General features: G+C 39.7%; 21 protein-coding genes, 2 tRNA genes and 1 other RNA gene. 18 read left to right on the forward strand and 6 right to left on the reverse strand.

The features are described 5' to 3' along the window. Positions 1–23: 23 nt before the first annotated feature. The 9 genes from N4627_RS02025 to N4627_RS02065 all read left to right on the forward strand — a co-directional run bounded on the left by N4627_RS02025 (position 24) and on the right by N4627_RS02065 (position 8,604). Positions 24–335: a hypothetical protein gene (locus tag N4627_RS02025; RefSeq protein ID WP_040531613.1), complete on the forward strand. Its 312-nt coding sequence runs from the start codon at positions 24–26 to the stop codon at positions 333–335. Between the two features lie 105 nt (positions 336–440). Beyond that, a complete protein-coding gene (locus N4627_RS02030; RefSeq protein WP_260964888.1) occupies positions 441–2,294 on the forward strand; it encodes an acyltransferase family protein in 1,854 nt (617 codons plus the stop codon). A gap of 3 nt (positions 2,295–2,297) precedes the next feature. Beyond that, the gene (locus N4627_RS02035) at positions 2,298–2,756 is read left to right on the forward strand and encodes a MarR family winged helix-turn-helix transcriptional regulator (protein WP_003717625.1); all 459 of its coding nucleotides are present in this window, start codon (positions 2,298–2,300) and stop codon (positions 2,754–2,756) included. Next, on the forward strand, positions 2,753–3,559 hold the full coding sequence (locus tag N4627_RS02040; protein ID WP_003717626.1) for a Cof-type HAD-IIB family hydrolase: 807 nt from the start codon (positions 2,753–2,755) through the stop codon (positions 3,557–3,559). The genes N4627_RS02035 and N4627_RS02040 overlap by 4 nt, the downstream gene beginning before the upstream one ends. A gap of 315 nt (positions 3,560–3,874) precedes the next feature. Then, on the forward strand, positions 3,875–4,435 hold the full coding sequence (gene apf, locus N4627_RS02045) for an aggregation-promoting factor (protein WP_260964889.1): 561 nt from the start codon (positions 3,875–3,877) through the stop codon (positions 4,433–4,435). Positions 4,436–4,888: 453 nt separating this feature from the next. After that, positions 4,889–5,262: a transfer-messenger RNA gene (gene ssrA / locus N4627_RS02050) on the forward strand. Between the two features lie 135 nt (positions 5,263–5,397). Beyond that, the gene (locus N4627_RS02055) at positions 5,398–6,114 is read left to right on the forward strand and encodes a response regulator transcription factor (protein WP_003717628.1); all 717 of its coding nucleotides are present in this window, start codon (positions 5,398–5,400) and stop codon (positions 6,112–6,114) included. Continuing rightward, the gene (locus tag N4627_RS02060; RefSeq protein ID WP_003717629.1) at positions 6,114–7,574 is read left to right on the forward strand and encodes a sensor histidine kinase; all 1,461 of its coding nucleotides are present in this window, start codon (positions 6,114–6,116) and stop codon (positions 7,572–7,574) included. Before N4627_RS02055 ends, N4627_RS02060 begins: the two co-directional genes overlap by 1 nt. A 169-nt stretch (positions 7,575–7,743) precedes the next feature. Then, a complete protein-coding gene (locus N4627_RS02065; RefSeq protein WP_003717630.1) occupies positions 7,744–8,604 on the forward strand; it encodes a GRP family sugar transporter in 861 nt (286 codons plus the stop codon). Positions 8,605–8,795: 191 nt separating this feature from the next. Here N4627_RS02065 and N4627_RS02070 read toward each other — a convergent pair whose 3' ends face one another. Then, a complete protein-coding gene (locus tag N4627_RS02070) occupies positions 8,796–9,572 on the reverse strand; it encodes a LytR/AlgR family response regulator transcription factor (protein WP_098045411.1) in 777 nt (258 codons plus the stop codon). Positions 9,573–9,941: 369 nt separating this feature from the next. Here N4627_RS02070 and N4627_RS02075 point away from each other — a divergent pair, with 369 nt between their 5' ends. Then, complete coding sequence (locus N4627_RS02075; protein WP_098045543.1) at positions 9,942–10,688, forward strand: hypothetical protein; 747 nt, start codon at positions 9,942–9,944, stop codon at positions 10,686–10,688. On the opposite strand, the gene N4627_RS02080 is transcribed toward N4627_RS02075, so the two are convergent. Next, complete coding sequence (locus N4627_RS02080; RefSeq protein WP_260964890.1) at positions 10,637–11,602, reverse strand: Rpn family recombination-promoting nuclease/putative transposase; 966 nt, start codon at positions 11,600–11,602, stop codon at positions 10,637–10,639. The genes N4627_RS02075 and N4627_RS02080 overlap by 52 nt on opposite strands. Before the next feature lie 167 nt (positions 11,603–11,769). Here N4627_RS02080 and N4627_RS02085 point away from each other — a divergent pair, with 167 nt between their 5' ends. Together N4627_RS02085 and N4627_RS02090 are read left to right on the forward strand one after the other, a co-directional pair. Further along, positions 11,770–13,128 carry a glucose-6-phosphate isomerase gene (locus N4627_RS02085; protein ID WP_152378510.1) on the forward strand — a complete coding sequence of 453 codons (1,359 nt, stop codon included), beginning with the start codon at positions 11,770–11,772 and terminating at the stop codon, positions 13,126–13,128. Further along, positions 13,128–13,331, forward strand: coding sequence for a hypothetical protein (locus tag N4627_RS02090; protein WP_143469733.1), 204 nt, complete (start codon positions 13,128–13,130; stop codon positions 13,329–13,331). Before N4627_RS02085 ends, N4627_RS02090 begins: the two co-directional genes overlap by 1 nt. A 46-nt stretch (positions 13,332–13,377) precedes the next feature. Here the strand turns inward: N4627_RS02090 and N4627_RS02095 are convergent, their stop codons facing one another. After that, a complete protein-coding gene (locus tag N4627_RS02095; protein WP_003717635.1) occupies positions 13,378–14,220 on the reverse strand; it encodes a DNA-binding domain-containing protein in 843 nt (280 codons plus the stop codon). A gap of 301 nt (positions 14,221–14,521) precedes the next feature. On the opposite strand from N4627_RS02095, the gene argF reads away from it, so the two are divergent. Together argF and arcC are read left to right on the forward strand one after the other, a co-directional pair. Further along, positions 14,522–15,529, forward strand: a complete 1,008-nt coding sequence (gene argF, locus N4627_RS02100) for an ornithine carbamoyltransferase (protein ID WP_260964891.1) — start codon at positions 14,522–14,524, stop codon at positions 15,527–15,529. A 14-nt stretch (positions 15,530–15,543) separates the two neighbouring features. After that, positions 15,544–16,476: a carbamate kinase gene (arcC, locus tag N4627_RS02105; protein WP_003717637.1), complete on the forward strand. Its 933-nt coding sequence runs from the start codon at positions 15,544–15,546 to the stop codon at positions 16,474–16,476. A gap of 112 nt (positions 16,477–16,588) precedes the next feature. Here the strand turns inward: arcC and N4627_RS02110 are convergent, their stop codons facing one another. The 3 genes from N4627_RS02110 to N4627_RS02120 all read right to left on the reverse strand — a co-directional run bounded on the left by N4627_RS02110 (position 16,589) and on the right by N4627_RS02120 (position 18,692). After that, positions 16,589–16,942 carry a hypothetical protein gene (locus N4627_RS02110; protein WP_003717638.1) on the reverse strand — a complete coding sequence of 118 codons (354 nt, stop codon included), beginning with the start codon at positions 16,940–16,942 and terminating at the stop codon, positions 16,589–16,591. Positions 16,943–16,960: 18 nt separating this feature from the next. Continuing rightward, entirely contained in the window at positions 16,961–17,875 is a 915-nt protein-coding gene (locus N4627_RS02115; RefSeq protein WP_040531618.1) for an EamA family transporter, read from the reverse strand. An 82-nt stretch (positions 17,876–17,957) separates the two neighbouring features. Further along, positions 17,958–18,692: a matrixin family metalloprotease gene (locus N4627_RS02120; protein WP_224758359.1), complete on the reverse strand. Its 735-nt coding sequence runs from the start codon at positions 18,690–18,692 to the stop codon at positions 17,958–17,960. A 146-nt stretch (positions 18,693–18,838) separates the two neighbouring features. Here N4627_RS02120 and N4627_RS02125 point away from each other — a divergent pair, with 146 nt between their 5' ends. The 4 genes from N4627_RS02125 to N4627_RS02140 all read left to right on the forward strand — a co-directional run bounded on the left by N4627_RS02125 (position 18,839) and on the right by N4627_RS02140 (position 20,037). Beyond that, a complete protein-coding gene (locus tag N4627_RS02125; protein WP_191337073.1) occupies positions 18,839–19,294 on the forward strand; it encodes a DUF7679 family protein in 456 nt (151 codons plus the stop codon). Between the two features lie 78 nt (positions 19,295–19,372). Further along, positions 19,373–19,445 (forward strand) — tRNA-Gln (locus N4627_RS02130). A 100-nt stretch (positions 19,446–19,545) separates the two neighbouring features. Next, positions 19,546–19,875: a hypothetical protein gene (locus N4627_RS02135; protein WP_124031549.1), complete on the forward strand. Its 330-nt coding sequence runs from the start codon at positions 19,546–19,548 to the stop codon at positions 19,873–19,875. An 89-nt stretch (positions 19,876–19,964) separates the two neighbouring features. Further along, a tRNA-Glu gene (locus N4627_RS02140) sits at positions 19,965–20,037 on the forward strand. Positions 20,038–20,138 lie beyond the last annotated feature (101 nt).

Below are 20,138 nucleotides of genomic sequence, written 5' to 3' on the forward strand. Positions count from 1 at the left end.
AGAGTATGAAGGGAGTTAGGATTGTGGAAGAACAACATGAAGTTTTGGATTTGATTGAACAAATTACACGGAATGATGGGACCAGCTACTATGAAATTGGTAATATGGTCCAAAATGGACGGGCTGAATTAGCTGCTGAACGTGGCTTTATTAAGGAAGTCCGGATCCTGCAGTTAAATATTCCTCATTCCCAAAACGTAATTAAGTATGAACACTTCATTAACACTCATTACAAAATGCAGGACGAGTCAATGGATCACTGGGACGAGTGGAAACGGACCCCGGAAGCAGATAAAATTGTTCATGATATTTTGGAAGAAAACCATATTGGCTAAAAAGTTAAAAGTAATATTATTTAATAAATTTTCTTTTAAAAGAGTCTATACAGCAATTTGCCAAGACCTTATAATTAGAAAAGATATTTCTTGGGGGTTCTGTTAATGAACAAAAAGGAAGGCCTAGTAATCAATCGGGCTCAGCCGCATCACGTCACAGGAATTGACGGCTTACGAACAATTGCAGTGCTGGGAGTAATTATTTACCACCTGCTGCCAACCCAATTAAAGGGTGGCTTTCTTGGTGTCCCGCTATTCTTATTAATCTCAGGCTATTTTATTACTTACCAGTTCAGTAAAAAGATTGAACGTGGTGATCGACTTGGATTAAAGCATTTTTATGCTAAGCGCTTTTACCGTCTTTATCCAGTTTTAATTACGATGTTAGTGTTAACAATTGCGTACATTACGCTGTTTGCTCATGAGCTTTTGCATGACATTCGGCAAATCTTTGTTACTAATATCTTGTGGGTTTACAATTGGTGGGAGATTTATCATGGACAATCATACTTTGATCAATTCGCTAACCAGTCACCATTTACTCACCTTTGGACATTGGGGGTTGAAGCACAATTCTATGTTCTTTGGCCGATTATTATATTTCTCTTGTTTAAGGTGTTCAAGAAGCGTTCAATTGTTCAATACCTTGTTTTGGGGTTGGCGATCTTGTCCGCAATTGAAATAGCTGTCTTGTACCATCCTGAGACGCTTAACCGAGTTTACTATGGAACTGATACGCGGGCTTTTTCTCTCTTGCTTGGCTCATGGCTTGGCTTAGTCTGGCCGCTTGATCGGCTAAGTACAAAGGTTACGGTAACTGCTTCACGGATATTAGATGGTTTAGGAGTCATCGCTTTAATTATTACTCTATTTGGCTTTATAACCTTAGATGGGCAATCCTCATTCACGTACCATGGGGGAATGTTCTTTTATAGTGTAATTGGGACCGTCTTACTAGCAACGATCTTTCACCCGGGAAGCCACATGAATCGGTGGTTAACCAACCCGTTCTTTAGTTGGTGTGGTCAGCGATCATACGGAATTTACGTCTATCAGTATCCTGTTCTTGTATTTTATGAACGGGCAATTGATGTTGGTATCCACCCAGTTATTAGTGGGATTGAAGAATTAGCATTAATTGTTATTATCAGTGAAGTTTCATATCGGTTGATTGAACAACCGCTTGCTAAGCGTCGGTTAAGTGATTTCCATTGGCAAAAGATTAAGTTTAATAATTGGAAACAGGCAGCAACCGCAATCATTGTTTTGCTAATTGCCGGTACAGCAGGCTATGGTCTCTGTCAACCTAATGTTCAACCAAAGAAGACAACTGTTCAGAAGCAAATTGAAAAGAACGATCAATTAACTGAAAAACATAATAAGCAACTTAGTAAGGGCAAAAATGTTGAAACAACTAAGATTAGCACCGTTCAAAAAGAGTACCAGCTAAGCAAGACTGAAATTAAGCAGGCGCAAAAACTGAAGGTTACTGCAGTTGGCGATTCAGTAATGCTTGACGCTTCTAGTAGCCTTCAACAATTGATGCCACATGCTTACGTTGACGCTAAGGTGGGACGGCAGGGCTCACAAACGCCGAAAGTCCTTAGTCAGTTAAAGGAGAGTGGTCACCTTAACCAGATCGTTATTTTAAATTTAGGGAATAATGGTGCCATGGATCAGAAAACAATCGATGATATCCTCAAGACTATTGGGAAAGATCGGCAAGTTTACTGGGTAACTCCGCACATTCCATCAAAGAGTTGGCAACAACAGGTTAATAACCAGATCCAGGAAATTGCGAAGGAACATCATAACGTTCACCTAGTTGATTGGTATGCCGCAAGTAATGGTCAATCCGGCTGGTTTGCAAAAGATGGCGTTCACATGAACAAGCAGGGGAATAACCATTATGCAAAATTGATTACGAAAACTATTTTGAAGGATCAACGGGGTGAATAGTTAATGAATGATAATGAAAAATTACTAGATAAGGCGATCGATCTATATTTGACCGGTTTAAAAGGCCTCGATTCGTTTATTTCGGAGCCTTCTGCAGAATATTCCCTTTCCTTTGAACAGTACCTGATTTTAAAAAAGATTGTTCATAATCCCAAGATAAAATTAATGGACATTGCTGATGAACGCGGCGTAACCAGAAGTGCCATTTCACGACAGCTTCGGCCCCTCTTGAATCATAATTACATCCAACAAGAAGCCGATCCTGAAGATCGCCGGCGGTTGTTCTTAATCAGTACTATTAGAGGGAAGCAGGTTGAGCAGCACATTGGTTCACTTGTGTTGAAGCGTTTTTCAAACTGGCTTGATGTTTACGGGAAGGATCGGGGTGCTGAGCTGTTAGATCTTTTGGAAGATTTTAATAAAGAAATTGTTCAGGCAAATTATAGCGAGGAGAAAAAATGATTAAGGTAATTGCGTTAGACTTAGATAATACCCTGTTAAACAGTAATAAGGAAATTAGTGCTCGAAATGAACGAGTCCTAAAGAAACTTCATTCTCAAGGTATTCACGTTGTTTTGTGTACTGGTCGACCAATTAATGCCATTTGGCCACTGATTGAACAGCTTGGGCTGACAAAACCAGATGATTATACAATTACTTTTAATGGCGGATTAGTGATTAACAATGTCTCTAAGGAACACCTTTTTGAATTAGGAATGACTAGGGATGACCTTCAACCACTGTTAAAGTTTGTTAAGCAGGAAAATATCCCTCTTGATATATTGGACTACGATCGAGTTTATGAGTTAAGCGATCAACCGCGTTCAATCTATAAGACAGTCTTAAAGAACATTGAATTCCGTGATACTAAGAGTACCGAACTTAGGGAAACAACTTATAGCAAGGCAGTTATGGCGATTCCCGCTGAGAAATTAACCCCGATCATTCAGAACCTTCCCGCTGAACTTAAGCAGAAGTATCATGCGGTTCAATCACAATCAATGATTATGGAATTTTTGCCTCCAAAGGTTAATAAGATGGTTGGTTTACAGGCGCTTTTGCAACACTTTAATTTGGACTTCAGTAACTTGATGAGCTTTGGCGACGCTGATAATGATCTGGAAATGATTCAAGCAGCTGCTCAAGGGATTGTCATGGCAAACGGTCTTCCTGAGGTTAAGAAGGCGGCTACAGCAATCACGGATTCAAATGATGAAGATGGGGTTGCAAGCTACTGTGAGCGGTATTTTGCAACACTGTTGTAATAAAAAACAGAAAATTAGTTAATAAAGTTGTTGAATTAGACGATTTTAGTGAAAATCGCCCTTGATTCAACAACTTTTTTCATTATCACACGAAGAAGTTAGGACAACCAAAGAAATCATTAAATCCCATTATGACGGCCTTTAACAAGCTAAATTTTATAAATGTGTGATCGTTTACAATCAATATTTCAGTAGCTTTACAAACGCTTCGCAATAATTAGTTAAACGATAAATCGCTGTTATCTAGTAGTAATATTCATCGTGTAATATAAGAACTGTTGAATCGGAATAATAAAAAAGGATGGTATTGAATTTATGGTTTCTAAGAAAAAACTCGCAAAATTAACTGCTTCTGTTGGTGCAATTATCTTCGGTGTTGCAGCTACTCAAGCTGTTGTTAATGCTAATACAGTTTACACCGTTAAGAGTGGTGATACACTTTCAAGCATTTCTTACAAGTTTAATAAGAACAACAGCCTTGTTAATGAAATTGCTCAAAAGAACAGCATTAAGGATATTAACAAGATTTACGTTGGCCAACGCTTAATTATTAAGAGCGATGGTGAAATCCAACCAGCATCATCTCAAACAACTACCCAAAATAGTAATAATACTAATGACAGCCAACAGGTATCAACAAGTACTGTAAGTGGTTCAGAAGCAGCTGCTAAGGCCTGGATTGCTAACCGCGAATCTGGTGGAAATTATGGTGCTACTAACGGCCAATATATCGGAAAGTACCAACTTTCAGCATCATACCTCAATGGTGATTACTCAGCTGCTAACCAAGAACGGGTTGCAGATCAATATGTAGCTAGTCGTTACGGTTCTTGGACCGCCGCCCAACAACACTGGATGGCGAATGGTTGGTATTAAGAATAAGAGTGTGAACCCGTAAAGAATTCACGGTTGATAACGATTTCTCCCGGCAGTGGTGTTTTACACCGCTGTCGGGAGTTCGTTATCTCGAGTGAATTTAGGGTGAGCGCGTTTAGACTATGATGCATTAGAACAGCTCTAGCAAGCTCCTGCCAAACAGAACTCAACTATATAGCCTAGACTAAATCGATTTCTCCCGGCAGTGGTGTTTTACACCGCTGTCGGGAGTTCGTTATCTCGAGTGAATTTAGGGTGAGCGCGTTTAGACTATGATGCATTAGAACAGCTCTAGCAAGCTCCTGCCAAACAGAACTCAACTATATAGCCTAGACTAAATCGATTTCTCCCGGCAGTGGTGATTAATACCATTACCGGGATTGTTATTTAGGAAAAATAATGCATAAATGATGCATTGCCGCTTTATCAATGTTACAATTAATACTGTATTTTGGGGATGTTTTTGGATTCGACAGGTATAGGTCGAGTTTCAATTGCGTTTCGAAGGTTGCGTCTTCGTAAAAACGCTCAGTTTTAAATTATAACTGCAAACAATAATTCAAACTCTTACGCATACGCTGCCTAACAAGTAGTGCGCGTAAATCCATCCTGGGTTCGTCCATGATGCAGTGATGGGTTTCATATCTTAGTGGACTACGCTTAATACTCACGCTTGAAGTATTAAGAAGAAATTACCAAGCTAGTTAGTCATGGTTGCCCTGATCAACGGCGTTTTGATTAATGAAACCTAAATAGTTGAGATATGAACGTAGAGGTTGAAATGGCGATATGCCTGGACACGGGTTCGACTCCCGTCATCTCCATTGCAGAAGGGAGGCTGAGAAAAAGCATTTGTTTTTCTCAGCCTTTTTATTTGCTAATCTTATTAAGATAGGGTGAAGAAAGTTATTTCCCGGGAAATAGTGAATTGATTTTGGTAGTTAGTGAGGGAGAATTGTAGAATGAAAATTTTGATGATTGAAGACAACCACTCAGTATGCGAAATGATGGCAATGTTCTTCAAAAAAGAAGGCTGGCAGTATGAGTTCGCCTATGACGGGGTTGAAGCAGAAGAAAAGTTTAGTGCTGCTCCGCATGAGTGGGATGTTATTCTCTTAGATTTGAATTTACCGAAGAAGGATGGTATGCAGGTGGCAGCGGATATTCGCCGGATTTCAACCACGGTACCATTGATTATGTTGACTGCGCGTGATTCTGAAAGCGATCAAGTGCTCGGATTGGAAATTGGGGCGGATGATTACGTAACTAAGCCGTTTAGTCCGATCACGTTAATTGCTCGAATCAAGGCTCTCCAACGACGCTCTCAATTAAGCGCAACGCAAGGAGCCCAACATTCTAACCAGGATCGTTTTGATATTAAAACTAAGCATTTTAAGATGGATACTAAGACCCGTGAAGTATATATGTATGGTAAGCCAGTGAAGGATCTAACTCCAAAGGAATTTGATCTATTAAAGACGCTGGCTAGCAAACCTCGCCAGGTATTCACCCGGTCTCAATTACTCCAGCTGGTTTGGGACTATGAATACTATGGTGATGAGCGAACGGTTGACGCCCATATTAAAAAGCTTCGTCAAAAGCTTGAAGCTGTTGGTCCACAAGTAATTCAAACGGTCTGGGGCGTTGGTTACAAGTTTGATGATGAAGGAAATGAATAATGAAGTTACTATATCGATTAATGATTGCCTTCTTTACGGTAATTATTACGCTGATGACGGTTTTAAGCCTGGCTTTCATTAATGTTACTAATGAGACGATGTATCGAAATACCTGGAATCAGTTAAAAACTTACTCTGATAGCTTGGTTCAGGATGCAATTCGTTATGATACAGTTGACCATACTTTTAAGGGCTTTGAGAATCAGGCCTTGTTGAGTAATGCGGCACTGCTTTCTAACCAGCATGTCCATTTTGCAATTTTTGATATGACGCAGCGGCAGACGTTTGCTAGCAATGGTTTTGCACCTCAAATAAGTAAAAATGATTGGAAAAAACTAAAAAAGGGCAAAACAATTTACTTACGGCTTACTCGGCCACAGATTAATAATCAAAAAGCTCACCAGTCAGCAATGACAGAGGTAATTCGCCCGTACTTCTACCACAAGAAAATGATTGCGGTCGTTTCAATTGCTACCTTTGTTTCGGTGGTAGAAGAAAATATGCATCAGCTGAAAATAAACCTAGCAATTGCCTTTCTTATTGCTACCTTAGCAGCACTTCTAATTAGTTATCTTCTCGCTCGGTCAATTACTAAAAAGATTGATCAGCTTCGGACTGCTACCCGGCAGGTTGCTAAGGGAAATTACCATGTAAAGGTACCAGTTAACGGTAAGGATGAGGTTGATGATCTTGCCCGAAGCTTCAACCAGATGACAACTGCCCTTCGTGAGTCCGATCAGGAAATTCGGCGACAGGAAGAACGGCGACGGAAGTTCTTGGCTGATGCCGCTCACGAAATGCGGACCCCGTTAACGACAATTAATGGATTGTTAGAGGGACTTCGGTATGATGCTATTCCCAAAGAAGACTGGAACCATAGTATTGAATTAATGCAGAACGATACTCAGCGGTTGATTCGGTTGGTTAACGATAATTTAGATTATGAGAAGATCCGTACTAATCAGATTTCAATGGACCGTAAACTATTTGATTGTTCTGCTGTTTTGACTAATCTTAAGGAACAGTTGAATAAACGTGCAGCGGAGAAAGAAGATCGGATTCAATTAGACGTTCCTGCTGGCCTGTTGGTGTACGCTGACTACGATCGTTTTGTTCAAATTATGTTCAACGTTATTCAGAATGCCATTCAGTTTACCAGTAATGGCTTAATTAAAATTTCGGCGCGTCGTGTTGAACGGGGATGCAAATTTAAGATTAGTGATAATGGAATTGGGATGACAAATGATCAAGTAAAGAACATTTGGGAGCGATTCTATAAGGCTGATCAGTCACGGAGTAATCAATATGGCGAATCGGGACTTGGCCTGCCAATCGTTCATGAACTAGTAAACCTTCATGGCGGGAAAGTAACGGTTGAAAGCAAGCCGAAAAAGGGAACAACCTTTACTATTTTTCTCCCGGATCCTCAACATGCACCACACAGGAATAGTCAGAATTAGCATTTCACATTTATACCAATAATTTATTAAACGCTTTCTTATAGATAATATAAGTTTTTCTTATATTTATACCATCTATTTATTTTGTGAAAATACTTGTGTAAACGTTTGCAACCGTTTATAATACTATCTCGTAATCAATTATTCATTTGATAGGAGAGAAATAAAGATGGTTTATTTACTTGCATTAATTCCAGCACTTGGTTGGGGGCTTATGCCATTAATCACTGGTAAGATTGGTGGTTCTGCTGTTAACCAGATGTTCGGTATCGGTGCTGGTGCCACAATCATTGGGTTAGTTGCTTATGCGGTTACTCAGCCGACTGTTAGCACGACTGCTTTCTGGTTTTCTGTATTATGTGGTGCTTTATGGACGATTGGTCAGGTTGGGCAATTCGTTTCTTTTAAACGGATGGGTGTCTCAAATACCATGCCGCTTTCCACCGTTTTACAATTAGTTGGTAATTCACTAATTGGGGTTATTATCTTTGGTGAATGGCATAGTGCTCGGGCGCTTACAATCGGTTTTGTTGCATTGGCAATCGTTATTGTTGGTGCTTTGATGACATCAGTTTCTGATAGTAATTCGGATAAGAAGGTTACTGCTAGTAACTTTATCTTCTTGTTGGTAACTACTATTGGTTACTGGGTATATTCAGCATTTCCAAAGATTCCAATCGTTGCCAATGAAAGCGCCCAAGGGATCTTCCTTCCAGAAATGCTCGGAATCTTACTTGGCTCTGTAATTTATGCTCTTTGTTCCGGTAATGCTTCTTCATTCAAGCAAAAGGAACAGTACTTAAATATCCTTGGTGGTTTATCATGGGGAATTGCCGCCTTTGCTTATATCTTTTCTGCTAAGGCCCTTGGTGTTACCGAAGCGTTCATCTTCACCCAATTAAACGTTATTATTGCAACCTTTGGTGGAATTTGGATCCTTCACGAACACAAGAGTCATCGTGAAATGGCCTACACTATTTGGGGAATTGTTTTGATTGTTGTTGGTAGTATTGCTACTGCTTTTGCATAGAATAAAGCAGTTAACTGAAAAAATATCTAATAGAGGAACGGCAAAGAATATGTGTCGTTCTTTTTTCTTTTAAATACGAGAATGTTGAAATGAAGACGTGTAAGAAAAATAAAATTGTGATATAAAATGGCTCCAGTGCTCGATAAAACCGAACATTGGAGCCTTATTTATAATTCCATACTTTCCTAAGTTTAGCCGCGTTCTTGTTGAGGCATCTTTTCATCAGCAGGGTGTTTATATTGACGAACTAAGGCAAAGAAACTTTTAGCTTTGCGACGAGCAATCGGACAGGTCATACCATTGTAAAATTCAATTTGGCGATGATAGAAGTCCACGTTTTTCACGGTATGGGGATTTACCAGATAACTCCGGTGGACCCGAATAAACCGAGAGTCATTGTTGGCAATCGTGGTGAGGTTCTGATGAATCTCGATTGCTCGATTGTCATTGGTGAAAATGGTGGCCGAATGGGTATTATCCTTGTTGGACTTAAAGAAGCAAATATCATCGAGCAAAATGGTCCGGTCCTGATTATAGCTGGTGTAGTGAAAAAGATTTTCTGCCTTTTTTTGGTGCTGGCGAGTAATCAGACGAAAGTCCTTCATTAATTCTTGCTCAATATTATCTTGATCTTTTGAAATAAAATCCAGTGCCTGAACCCGGTATTTATACGTGGTATAAAGCAATTCATCGTGAACGGTAATGAAAATAATGGAAGCTTCTGGATCTCTTTGCCGGATTAATTGACTTAACTGTAGTCCTGCGCGCTTATTATGATTGATTTGTAGATCAAGGATAAAAACGTTATCTGCACTTGGTTCTGGTAGTGCCTTATTTAAGCTGGTCGTAGAACTGAACGGTAATACTAACGAGTCAGTTACCTGTAATTTTAAAAGAATAGTTTTCACAACAGCTTGCAAGTTGTTAAGTTGTTGTAAATTATCCTCCATAATGAATACCTTTAGCATTAATAACCCCTCTCCAGATTACATACTTAATATAAATTAAGTGGGGGGGGGAGATTCCAGCGTTCTATTTGATTTTTCATTAAGAAGTAAAAGAATCCTGAAAAAAGAATAGAAGTTTTTTCAGGGTTAGGAATTAACTAGTTTTTGTATTCTTAAGTTAAGGTGAAAAATTTATTGGCAATTAGTTAGCTTTTTCACTTTTTGGTAGTTACTTTTCAGTGAAGACTTAGGTAAAAAGATTTTATTAAGAATCTTCCTTTCTCTTTTAATCGGATTGACGTAACTTAATGGTTGTACAAACAAAAAAGTATTAATTCGGATCACAATGATAGAATTAATGATTTAGTTACGAGGGGGAAATATTACATTATGAGTAAGAAAAAGGTTTTACAAGCGGTGGCTACTATCGGTGCCGTTACCGCAACCGGTGCGATCGCTACCACGGCCCATGCTGACACAACGCCAGCCACTAGTAATGCTGCTGTTAGCCAAACACCATCAGCTGATCAACAATTGTCTAGCCTGCAAGCTAGTCAAGCAAAAGCCGAACAGAGCTTAGCTGACCAAAATCAGGCTGCATTAAATTCACAAACAGCAACTATCGAGCAACAAGCCAGTGAAGCAGCAAATAAGGAAAATGCTGCTTATAGTTCAGCAGTAGCTAGTCAAAGCGCTGCTAACCAAAAAGAACTCGCTAATGCTGCCCAACACATTGTGACACCCGCACAAAAGGCTCAACAAGAATCCGCAGCCAAGAGCGCTTACGATAAGAGCAAAGCTGACTTGGATGCTCAACATTCAGCCAAGAGTAATCAAATTAAGACTGATTACGATGCTGCAGTAAAGAAGACTACCGATGAGGTCAAGGCAAACCAAACTACTGCTGAACAACAACACACCCAAGAAGTTCAAAATGCTACTAAGGCGGTTAGCGATGCCCAAATCAAGGTCAACAACTTAACCCAACTCAACCAGCAGAAGCAAACGGAATTAACAAATGCGAAGAGTCAACTGGATCAAGCGAAGGAGAACAGTAAAAACACCGACTCTTTTGATAACAGTACTTATGATAATGCTAGTGATCCTCTTATCTTTTTATCCAGTGCTTCCTGGTAGTCCTTTGCGGCTTCTGCAGGATCAATTTGGCGAATATTGATTAAGAAGTTTTCAACTTGTTCCTTAGTTTGGCCGCTTTTGATTAAGTCGGTTATTAAGGAGAGACGCTCTTTAACTAATCCTTGCTCAATACCTTCTTCAATGCCTTCTTCACGTCCTTGCTCAATGCCTTGTTTGAGTCCTTCTTCATGCCCTTGCTTTAGACCTTCTTCGTGTCCTTGTTTTAGGCCTTCTTTTAGTTTGTTTTCGATATCCATTTCGTATAATGTCCGTAGCATATATTCTCTCCTCCATTCCTGGTTCTGTTTTACAAACGATATTCTTTTCTTTAATTTTATAATGAAGTCGTCTTCTTCATCAAGCTTTCGATTAGCTATTAGGTCCAGTACGTTTTGCAACTTTGGGCCAACCGTTTTTCGGTGACTAGTAATATCGAAAAAAACTGATTTTTCGTGATCTTGGTATGTATAGTTAGGATAATTCTCAATAATCCGCTTAACATCGTATCGCTGTTCACCGAGGCCAAAGGGATCAAAGCAACAGAAAAAGATCACAAATGATTTATTAGCTTTGATGTAGTTTTTCACTTTTGTATACGCAGCTGTTGCGAGACTTGATTGGTAAAAGCGGGCCCGTTGTGGCAAATTATGATTATTTTCGACTTGTATTTCTAAATCATAGTGACGGTTATCATAATCTTTGACATAAATATCAAAACGGGAACTTTTGGCATCATGGGTGGTTTTGATTTCCTGTTGGCTATTGAGAATCTTAATTCCTTTAATTGTCATTGTTGGAAAGATTCGCCGTAATAACTCTAATGTGATTTTGGGATCGAGAAAGGTCTTACTAAAGATGAAATCATCAGTCAGACTAGCCTCTTCCCAGCTTTTCCTTGAACCTGTTTGTTCCATTTTCTATTCCTTTTATATGAATTTTGAGAAGACCTCTCAAATTAATAGAACGAAGAATAATGGAAAAATCACTAAATTATTTTTGTTGTTTCTTCTAATTGAAAACGGCTTCATGGTTCGGTATGATTAGGGGTGTAAATATTAATAATAAGAAAGAAGTTCTGGAAATGACACATATTTCATTTGATCGAACAGGCTTAAAGAAATTCGTTAACGATAACGAATTAGGCGAAATGCAAGCAATGGTGAATGCAGCGGATGATGAATTACGCAACGGTACTGGTGCCGGGGCAGACTTCCGTGACTGGCTCCACTTGCCAACTGATTACGACAAGGAAGAGTTTGCGCGGATTAAGGCCGCTGCCAAGAAGATCCAATCAGATTCAGACATCTTAGTGGTCATCGGGATTGGTGGTTCTTACCTTGGTGCCCGGATGGCAGTTGACTTCTTGCACAACACATTCTACCAAGCTCAAAAGGCTGCAGACCGGAAGTACCCATTAGTACTCTTTGCCGGAAATTCCTTAAGCTCAACTTATGTTCATGACTTGATTGAATTGATTGGTGACAAGGACTTCTCCGTTAACGTTGTTTCTAAGTCCGGGACCACAACGGAACCATCAATTGCTTTCCGGATCTTCAAGAACCTCTTGATTAAGAAGTATGGCGAGGATGAAGCTAACAAGCGGATCTACGCTACCACTGATAAGGCTAAGGGTGCTTTGAAGACTGAAGCTGACGCCCACGGCTACGAAAGCTTTGTCATTCAAGACGGTATCGGTGGTCGTTACTCCGTTCTTTCCCCAGTTGGCCTCTTACCAATCGCTGTTTCTGGCGGCGACATTGACCAGTTAATGGCTGGTGCCGCTCAAGCGGAAAAGGACTACACGGATCCAAAGTTAGAAAATAACGAAGCTTACCAATACGCTGCTTACCGGAACATCTTGTACCGGAAGGGCTATGAAACTGAATTGCTTGAAAACTACGAACCAAACATGACGATGTTTGCTGAATGGTGGAAGCAATTAGCTGGTGAATCTGAAGGGAAAGATCACAAGGGCATTTATCCATCTAGTGCTAACTTCACGACTGACCTGCACTCCCTTGGTCAATACATCCAAGAAGGTCGGCGCTTCTTGATGGAAACCGTTGTTAAGTTAGACCAGCCAAATCACGATATGGAAATCCCCAGCGAACCGGATAACCTGGATGGCTTAGGCTACTTGGAAGGCAAGACGATGGACTTCGCTAACACCAAGGCTTATGAAGCCGTTGTCGCTGCTCATACGGCTGGTGGAGTACCGGTAATGACCGTTCACATTCCAAAGGAAGACGAATACACCCTTGGCTACCTGATCTACTTCTTTGAAGTGGCTATGGGAATCTCCGGTTACCTCAATGGGATCAACCCATTCAACCAACCAGGCGTTGAAGCTTACAAGGTTAACATGTTTGGCCTGTTAGGCAAGCCAGGTTACGAAGAGATCGGCAAGAAGCTGCGGGCTGAAATGGGCGAAAACAAGTAATGAATCGTCAGCAACTCAATAAGCAACGTCATCAGCTTCAGATACGAATTGCTGTTTGGTGTGTTTTGACAATTTGCTTTACGATTTTGAATATGTTCAAATTAATCTCATTCTTGCAGTGGGTCATGTGGATTGCCACACTATATACCGTTATTTTGATTGTCATTTGGGTTTATTTAACGATCCAGCTGATAAAAAAGTAAGAGAAAGCCATTCAGGAACTAGCAAAGTTTCTGAATGGCTTTCCTTTTACTTTTGAGCACTTTCTTGAACTAGACCGTTGAAAAAGTGCTTGACTGAGACCTGGCCGCCACGTGAGGCAGTACCATTAATAATTTTCATTTCATTATGAACATTCTTGTATTCAAAAAGGTTATTAGCATATTCCAAAATAATATCATTTTCTGGATAATCAATGCACATATGGGCAAGGTTATTTAGACCAGTCTTGAGGTCACGACGAATCCGTTGAAGAATAATCTTTTTACCATGATCGTCACACCGAAAAATTTCATGAAAGTTAATATTGTCAAACGTGATTCCCTGCTCAATCATAACATTGATAATTCGGGTAATGTCCTGGGCGCCAGAACCGTTTGTGATCCCGAGAAAACGAAGAATTGACTTCACGTTCTCTTTTTCCTTACTCTTGAAGTTAATATTAGTCGTGTTCTGATTGGCAGCTCCACTGACCAGATCAAGTATCTGCAACATTCGGTTTGACATATTAATGTTTTCACCAATTAATTTAATAACAGTTTTCACTTCAGCAACGTTCAAGGGCTTTTCGATACAGAAGTCAACTCCGGCTCGGTAGGCGTTTGTTCTTCCTGCAGGATCGAATGCCTGACTAACCATTATGAAGTGAGGGTGATGGTTGCTTTGTTGAATTCGCTTAATTAGCTCAATCCCGTTAATCTGTGACAGGGACGGGTTAACAAACATAACATCAATACTCAAGCGAATAACATCTTCAAATGCTTGTTCAGCATTGAAGGTTGTACCAACAACTGAATTATTAAAGTCGTTCTCAATAATATCTTTAAGAAGAGATGTAGCGTTGTTATCATTATCAACAATGTAGAAGTTCATTTTAATACCTCGAATCAATTTGAGTCATTTTGAGTTTATTTGAAGCTGGAGCGAAAGTCAATAATAATTCATTAGATATTGAATATTAAGCATACTGATTAATAAAATGCTTGTGAAATGTATATTATTGGGTTGAATAATGTATGAATAGTGATGGATCCGCTTTCTTTAAATGCATATTTTTGATCATTGTGAAAATAAATTTAAACTTTTTGATGAATCATTTTGAAGCAAAATGATTTTTTTTGAAAGTGCTTACTATTATATAAACCGTAAAGAATTTCAAGGAGGAAATTTAATTATGGCATTCAATTTACGTAATCGTAGTTTTTTGACACTTTCAGACTTTAACAAGCGTGAAATGGAATACATGCTTGACCTTGCTGAAGACTTAAAGAAGGCTAAGTACGCTGGTACTGAAGGTAAGAACCTTGAAGGCAAGAACATTGCCTTAATCTTCGAAAAGAGTTCAACCCGTACTCGTTGCTCATTCGAAGTTGGTGCTAAGGATGAAGGTGCTCACGTAACTTACCTTGGCCCATCAGGCTCACACATTGGTCACAAGGAATCTGTTAAGGATACTGCCCGTGTTCTTGGTGGTATGTTTGATGGTATTGAATACCGTGGTTTCTCACAACGGAATGTTGAAACTTTGGCTAAGTACTCAGGTGTTCCAGTTTGGAACGGTTTAACTGATGAAGACCACCCAACACAAGTATTGGCTGACTTCTTAACTGCTCATGAAGTATTGAAGAAGCCTTACGAACAAATCAAGTTCGCCTTTGTTGGTGACGGTCAAGATAACGTATCTAACGCTTTGATGTTAGGTGCTGCTGTTATGGGTATGGAATACCACGTTGTAACTCCTAAGGAATTGAACCCAACTAAGGAAGTTCTTGACAAGGCTAACGCTATTGCTGCCGAAACTGGCGCTAAGATCGTTGTTTCTAACGACGTTAAGGAAGGCGTTAAGGGCATGGATGTTATCTACGCCGATGTTTGGGTATCAATGGGTGAATCAGATGACATGTGGGAAAAGCGGATCAAGCTTCTCAAGCCTTACCAAGTTACTAAGGAAGTTATGGACGCTACTGAAAACCCTAAGGCTATCTTCGAACACTGTCTTCCAGCATTCCACAACCTTGACACTGAAGTAGGTAAGGAAATCTACAAGAAGTTCGGTCTTAAGGAAATGGAAGTTACTGATGAAGTCTTCGAAAGCAAGAGCTCAGTTGTATTCCGTGAAGCTGAAAACCGGATGCACACCATCAAGGCTGTTATGGTTGCAACTTTAGGTGAACACAACTAAGGAGGACTCTCTAGATGGCTAAAGTAGTTGTTGCCTTGGGTGGTAACGCCCTTGGTAAGTCCCCCGAAGAACAATTAAAGCTGGTTAAGAATACTGCTTCTTCTTTAATTGGTTTAATTGATGCTGGTAACCAAGTAGTAATCAGCCACGGTAATGGTCCACAAGTTGGTGCTATTAACCTTGGAATGAACTTTGCTGCTGAAAACGGTAAGACTGCTGCCTTCCCATTCCCAGAATGTGGGGCAATGAGTCAAGGTTATATTGGTTACCACTTACAACAAAGTCTTCAAAATGAATTGCACCGTCGTTGGATGAACAAGAACGTAGCAACTGTTGTTACTCAAATTGCTGTTGATCCTAAAGACCCTGCATTCCAGAATCCTTCCAAGCCTGTTGGTGACTTCTACACTAAAGAACAAGCTGAACAGATTGAAAAGGAAAAGGGCTACACCTTCAAAGAAGACGCTGGCCGTGGCTATCGTCAAGTTGTTCCTTCTCCACTTCCACAGAAGATTATGGAATTGAACAGTATCAAGACTTTGATTGAAGCTGGCGATCTTGTTATCGCTGGTGGTGGTGGCGGTGTTCCCGTTATCATGACTGACGATGGCTTAGAAGGTGTTCCAGCAGTTATCGACAAGGATCGTTCTAGCGCATTACTTGCTGATAAGATTGATGCTGATACTTTAATCATCTTAACTGCTGTTGATTACGTATTTGTAAATTACGGTAAGCCAGATGAAAAGGCTTTGAAGACATTAAACGTTGCCGAAGCCCAAAAGTACATGGATGAAAAGCAATTTGCTGCTGGTAGTATGCTTCCTAAGATTGAAGCCTGCTTATCCTTCGTTGAAGGCCACCCAGAGCGGAAAGCTTTGATTACTTCACTTAACGGCTTAGACGATGCCCTTGCCGGTAAGGTTGGTACTGTTATTAGTGATAACTAATCATAGATGAATCAAGAAAAGAGTCATTTGGAATAATTCCAGATGGCCCTTTTTGAATTATATAGAAGAAAAGAAGTTGAGAAGAATATTTTTCTCAGCTTCTTTTGACTAACTATTCCTTATCCTGGGCTTCACTATCAGGACTAATTGTTTGATTATTAGCCTGATCCTCGTTATACCTTGCGAGAAGGATTTGCTGGTCTTTATCTTTAATGAGGTTTTTAATATCCTCATCAGATTTCAACTCAGGCTTTTCCTTAACAATTTTATCCAATACTTCATCAGAGAACTTAAACTCGGGTTGGACCTTAGTATCACCATTAAGAACATCAATTGTTTCATCGTAAGAAAGAACCTTTAGCTTCCAGCTTGTCCGATCAGCGTCGGGCTGGTGAAGAACATTGGGATCATTCTTAAGATCCTCACGAAAGCCATCTTCATCATATTTATAACCATCTTCTGTCATATTATATCCTCCTTCTTATTAGTCACTAGCATTCTTGCGGTGTGGACGAATGTTGATTGCACATACCGCAACGATAACCAGAATGGATCCAAGAATATCAGCTCCGGTTAGGTAAAGGTGGAAAATTAAAACGGAACCGATAGTTGCCGAAAGTGGTTCAAAGGCATCCATTAGACTAAATGTTGTTGCATCAATGTATCTGAGTGAGGTATTTGCCAAGTAGAACGGAATGATTGTTCCAATAATTAAGATGCTTGCACAGTCGATCCAAACACTGGGAACGTTTGGAATTGCCGGTTGCTGAGGGTGAATTGCTAAAAGAACGATGCCAGCAAACAGAAGTCCCCATGCAGTAACGTCTAGCGATGGTACACGCCCAGTTTGTAACATTTTCTGGGGGATCAAAGTATTGGTGGCAACACCAACCGCTGAGATAAAGCCCCAAAAGAGGACCGCTGGTGTGACAGCTAAGTGGTTGAATCGACCATGAGTGGCAATGATGAAGACACCGAGGAAGGCGATGATTGCACAAATGATTTCAATTCTTCGTGGTGGCTCATGTCGAAAAACGGCCAGATAAGCGATAATGAAGAAGGGGCCAACAAATTGAAGAATAGTGGCAATGGAAGCATTTCCTTCTTGAACTGCCATAAAGTAAGCAAACTGGACAGGTACCAGACCAATTACACCATAGGCAAAGATAACCCAGGTATCGTGTAAATTATGGAAAATTGCAAATGGATGGTTGCCCATTAGTTTGCTAATAACAATCATAATCACACCACCAAAAATTAACCGCCACTGGGTTAGCCATAGTGAAGTGATGGACGGACTAATGTTAAAAAGGGCCTTGGCAAACAGACCGGAAATTCCCCAAAAAGTGGTTGCGGTGATTACCATTGCAAGACCGAGAGCTTTTTTATTTGAATTCATTGAAACGATAACCTTTCTTAAAAATACACACGGTGTCATTTTATCATGAATCAGCTGGTGGATTTTAAATTTAAGAGGGAATCTAGTTATTATTAGTAGTATTAGTTTGAGACTGAGATGAAGTTGATGCAGTGTTTTTCCGTGAATAGAGGAGCTTAACGTTTTGAATATCTGTTGATTGAATTGGGTAATTAGAACCGGTTGGCTGCATTACTGAAATGTTATCTGTATGGTGAAGACCAATGGCGTGACCAAGTTCATGCTCGGCTGTATTGATAATCCGTCGTTGTGAATAACCGTAAACCGGATTTAGCAGATATGCAGAGTTGAGTTCGACCCTTACGTAGATGAAGTTGCCATTGCCAGAATTAATATTTGCTTCTGTTAAACCAGCCGCTCCATCCTTATCATCATCAATCGTTGTGAAAAGAATATTTGCATCTTTTTGCTTCTTAACCACGTGAAAAGTAAAGGAGCCAGTATCATTCCATGCTTTGATCGCTGATTTAGCAGCACTTCGTAAGACCGGATCTTTGATATTAATAAAAATAGTGGCAGAATTTGTCGGCCATTTACCGACAGGCTTCGAGTAAGTGGCCTTTTTTTCTGTCCTTTGCGAGTTATCTTTTGTTAATTTCGGTTTTTGTTTCTTTTTTCCCGTAACCTGGTTAATAATATTTTGAGTGTGAATCTGGACTTCATGAATGAAGATGTTAGTGTTTGAGTTTACTGTTTCAATATTCTGATAGGACCAGATCGCGGTGATAAAAATCAAGCTATAGATTAGCGGGAGAAATAATTTCGAATACTTCTTCATTAAAAAGCTACCCCCATAAAGTGCATTCTAGTGAACTTCTTAGAGCTTGTCTATTATTTAGAATGGATTTTTCCCTATGTGAACCGCTACAGGGAAAAGATTTGCGGTAAAATAGTAATAACAAGGTTGCGAGGGGGAAATCTATCATGGTTGCGGCATTTAAACTCCATGTTGTACTTAGTTGGGGCGAAGAGAGAAATTACCTATTAGCAAACGATGTTGAGCCGGGATTAGAGCATCGTTATCAAACACGAGAGAATTGGCAAGAGGTAATGAAGGGTGCCTTGATTAACGTCCCGGTTGGCCCATATATTAAGGATAATCGGGTAATTCCGCCAATTGCGACTGCTAAAGTATTAGGTGTCACCGCGGTAGACCAAGTCGATCCAAAGTTACAACGGACCCGAAGCCAGTTTATAATGGCTGCTATTTGGGAAAGCCAGTCTGAGGTGCAAGATTATAACTTTATGCACCATGATTACTCTCGGTGGTCACAACGGCAAATTAAAGCAGATGTTGACTATTGGAATAATGGGACTAGGCATCCGTGGATTAATATGGTAACGCAGTGGCGGATTTGGTTACAAAAACATCGTCATTAGTGAATTTGATTAAGATGAATCCGAAGAAAATGGTTGACTAATTAAAATTCACCGTGTATATTATTATTGTTATCTTATTGGGCATTCGCCAAACTGGTAAGGCAGTGGACTCTGAATCCATAATTTACTGGTTCGAGACCAGTATGCCCAATTAGTTAGGGTTCCGTATTATTCGGAGCCCTTTTTTGTTGAAATTTTACGTGTGATTTGTTTCTTGGTAAAATACCTTTAGACATTGAGGAGAAGAGAAAATGGCAAGTAATTCTGATTCAATTTATTACGTATTAACCAAGATTAAGCATCATCCAGAACTAATAGTGAGTGAAAAAGTACAGTATACCAATACAATTTCCGTTTTTATTAAGGACTCATTGAAAATTGCAGATGCTGCTTTCTATTTTCCGGATGATCGCTTAATGGTAAATCGACTATCAAATGACTTTGTGGCTAAAAATGGTGATTTGCTAGAAAGCTTTTTTGTTAAGACGCATCAAGAAAAGAAGAATTATCACGATGTTTGGGCGACAACTGCTCACGTCAAGAAGATGAGGATTTATTTACTAGAACTATCGTTTGAATGAGTTTGTCTTTATTAATTGATCTAAATAGTAAATTAATTAATGTTTGACAATATATGAGAAAATCTGTATACTTCTCTTGTATTGTTTATTGCCCGCTGGTCAAATTGGTTAAGACGTCGCCCTCTCAAGGCGGAGTTACGGGTTCGATCCCCGTGCGGGTGATTTTTTAGTTTTAAATCATTAGTAATAGATAGATAATATAACACTCTTAACAGAGTAACTATAAGGAAGCGCAAAGGAGATAGGCTAACTACTTCTCTTAG

The organism is Limosilactobacillus vaginalis (assembly GCF_025311515.1).
Classification (GTDB): domain Bacteria; phylum Bacillota; class Bacilli; order Lactobacillales; family Lactobacillaceae; genus Limosilactobacillus; species Limosilactobacillus vaginalis.

Bases quoted from the DNA above. Each gene is read 5' to 3' on its own strand.
- N4627_RS02110 (WP_003717638.1), bottom strand. From the start codon at position 16,942: ATGACAGAAGATGGTTATAAATATGATGAAGATGGCTTTCGTGAGGAT.
- N4627_RS02125 (WP_191337073.1), top strand. From the start codon at position 18,839: ATGGTTGCGGCATTTAAACTCCATGTTGTACTTAGTTGGGGCGAAGAG.
- N4627_RS02060 (WP_003717629.1), top strand. From the start codon at position 6,114: ATGAAGTTACTATATCGATTAATGATTGCCTTCTTTACGGTAATTATT.
- N4627_RS02035 (WP_003717625.1), top strand. From the start codon at position 2,298: ATGAATGATAATGAAAAATTACTAGATAAGGCGATCGATCTATATTTG.
- N4627_RS02135 (WP_124031549.1), top strand. From the start codon at position 19,546: ATGGCAAGTAATTCTGATTCAATTTATTACGTATTAACCAAGATTAAG.
- N4627_RS02095 (WP_003717635.1), bottom strand. From the start codon at position 14,220: ATGAACTTCTACATTGTTGATAATGATAACAACGCTACATCTCTTCTT.
- N4627_RS02120 (WP_224758359.1), bottom strand. From the start codon at position 18,692: ATGAAGAAGTATTCGAAATTATTTCTCCCGCTAATCTATAGCTTGATT.
- N4627_RS02070 (WP_098045411.1), bottom strand. From the start codon at position 9,572: ATGCTAAAGGTATTCATTATGGAGGATAATTTACAACAACTTAACAAC.
- apf (WP_260964889.1), top strand. From the start codon at position 3,875: ATGGTTTCTAAGAAAAAACTCGCAAAATTAACTGCTTCTGTTGGTGCA.
- N4627_RS02115 (WP_040531618.1), bottom strand. From the start codon at position 17,875: ATGAATTCAAATAAAAAAGCTCTCGGTCTTGCAATGGTAATCACCGCA.
- N4627_RS02065 (WP_003717630.1), top strand. From the start codon at position 7,744: ATGGTTTATTTACTTGCATTAATTCCAGCACTTGGTTGGGGGCTTATG.
- N4627_RS02040 (WP_003717626.1), top strand. From the start codon at position 2,753: ATGATTAAGGTAATTGCGTTAGACTTAGATAATACCCTGTTAAACAGT.
- argF (WP_260964891.1), top strand. From the start codon at position 14,522: ATGGCATTCAATTTACGTAATCGTAGTTTTTTGACACTTTCAGACTTT.
- N4627_RS02055 (WP_003717628.1), top strand. From the start codon at position 5,398: ATGAAAATTTTGATGATTGAAGACAACCACTCAGTATGCGAAATGATG.
- N4627_RS02075 (WP_098045543.1), top strand. From the start codon at position 9,942: ATGAGTAAGAAAAAGGTTTTACAAGCGGTGGCTACTATCGGTGCCGTT.
- N4627_RS02030 (WP_260964888.1), top strand. From the start codon at position 441: ATGAACAAAAAGGAAGGCCTAGTAATCAATCGGGCTCAGCCGCATCAC.
- N4627_RS02080 (WP_260964890.1), bottom strand. From the start codon at position 11,602: ATGGAACAAACAGGTTCAAGGAAAAGCTGGGAAGAGGCTAGTCTGACT.
- arcC (WP_003717637.1), top strand. From the start codon at position 15,544: ATGGCTAAAGTAGTTGTTGCCTTGGGTGGTAACGCCCTTGGTAAGTCC.
- N4627_RS02085 (WP_152378510.1), top strand. From the start codon at position 11,770: ATGACACATATTTCATTTGATCGAACAGGCTTAAAGAAATTCGTTAAC.
- N4627_RS02090 (WP_143469733.1), top strand. From the start codon at position 13,128: ATGAATCGTCAGCAACTCAATAAGCAACGTCATCAGCTTCAGATACGA.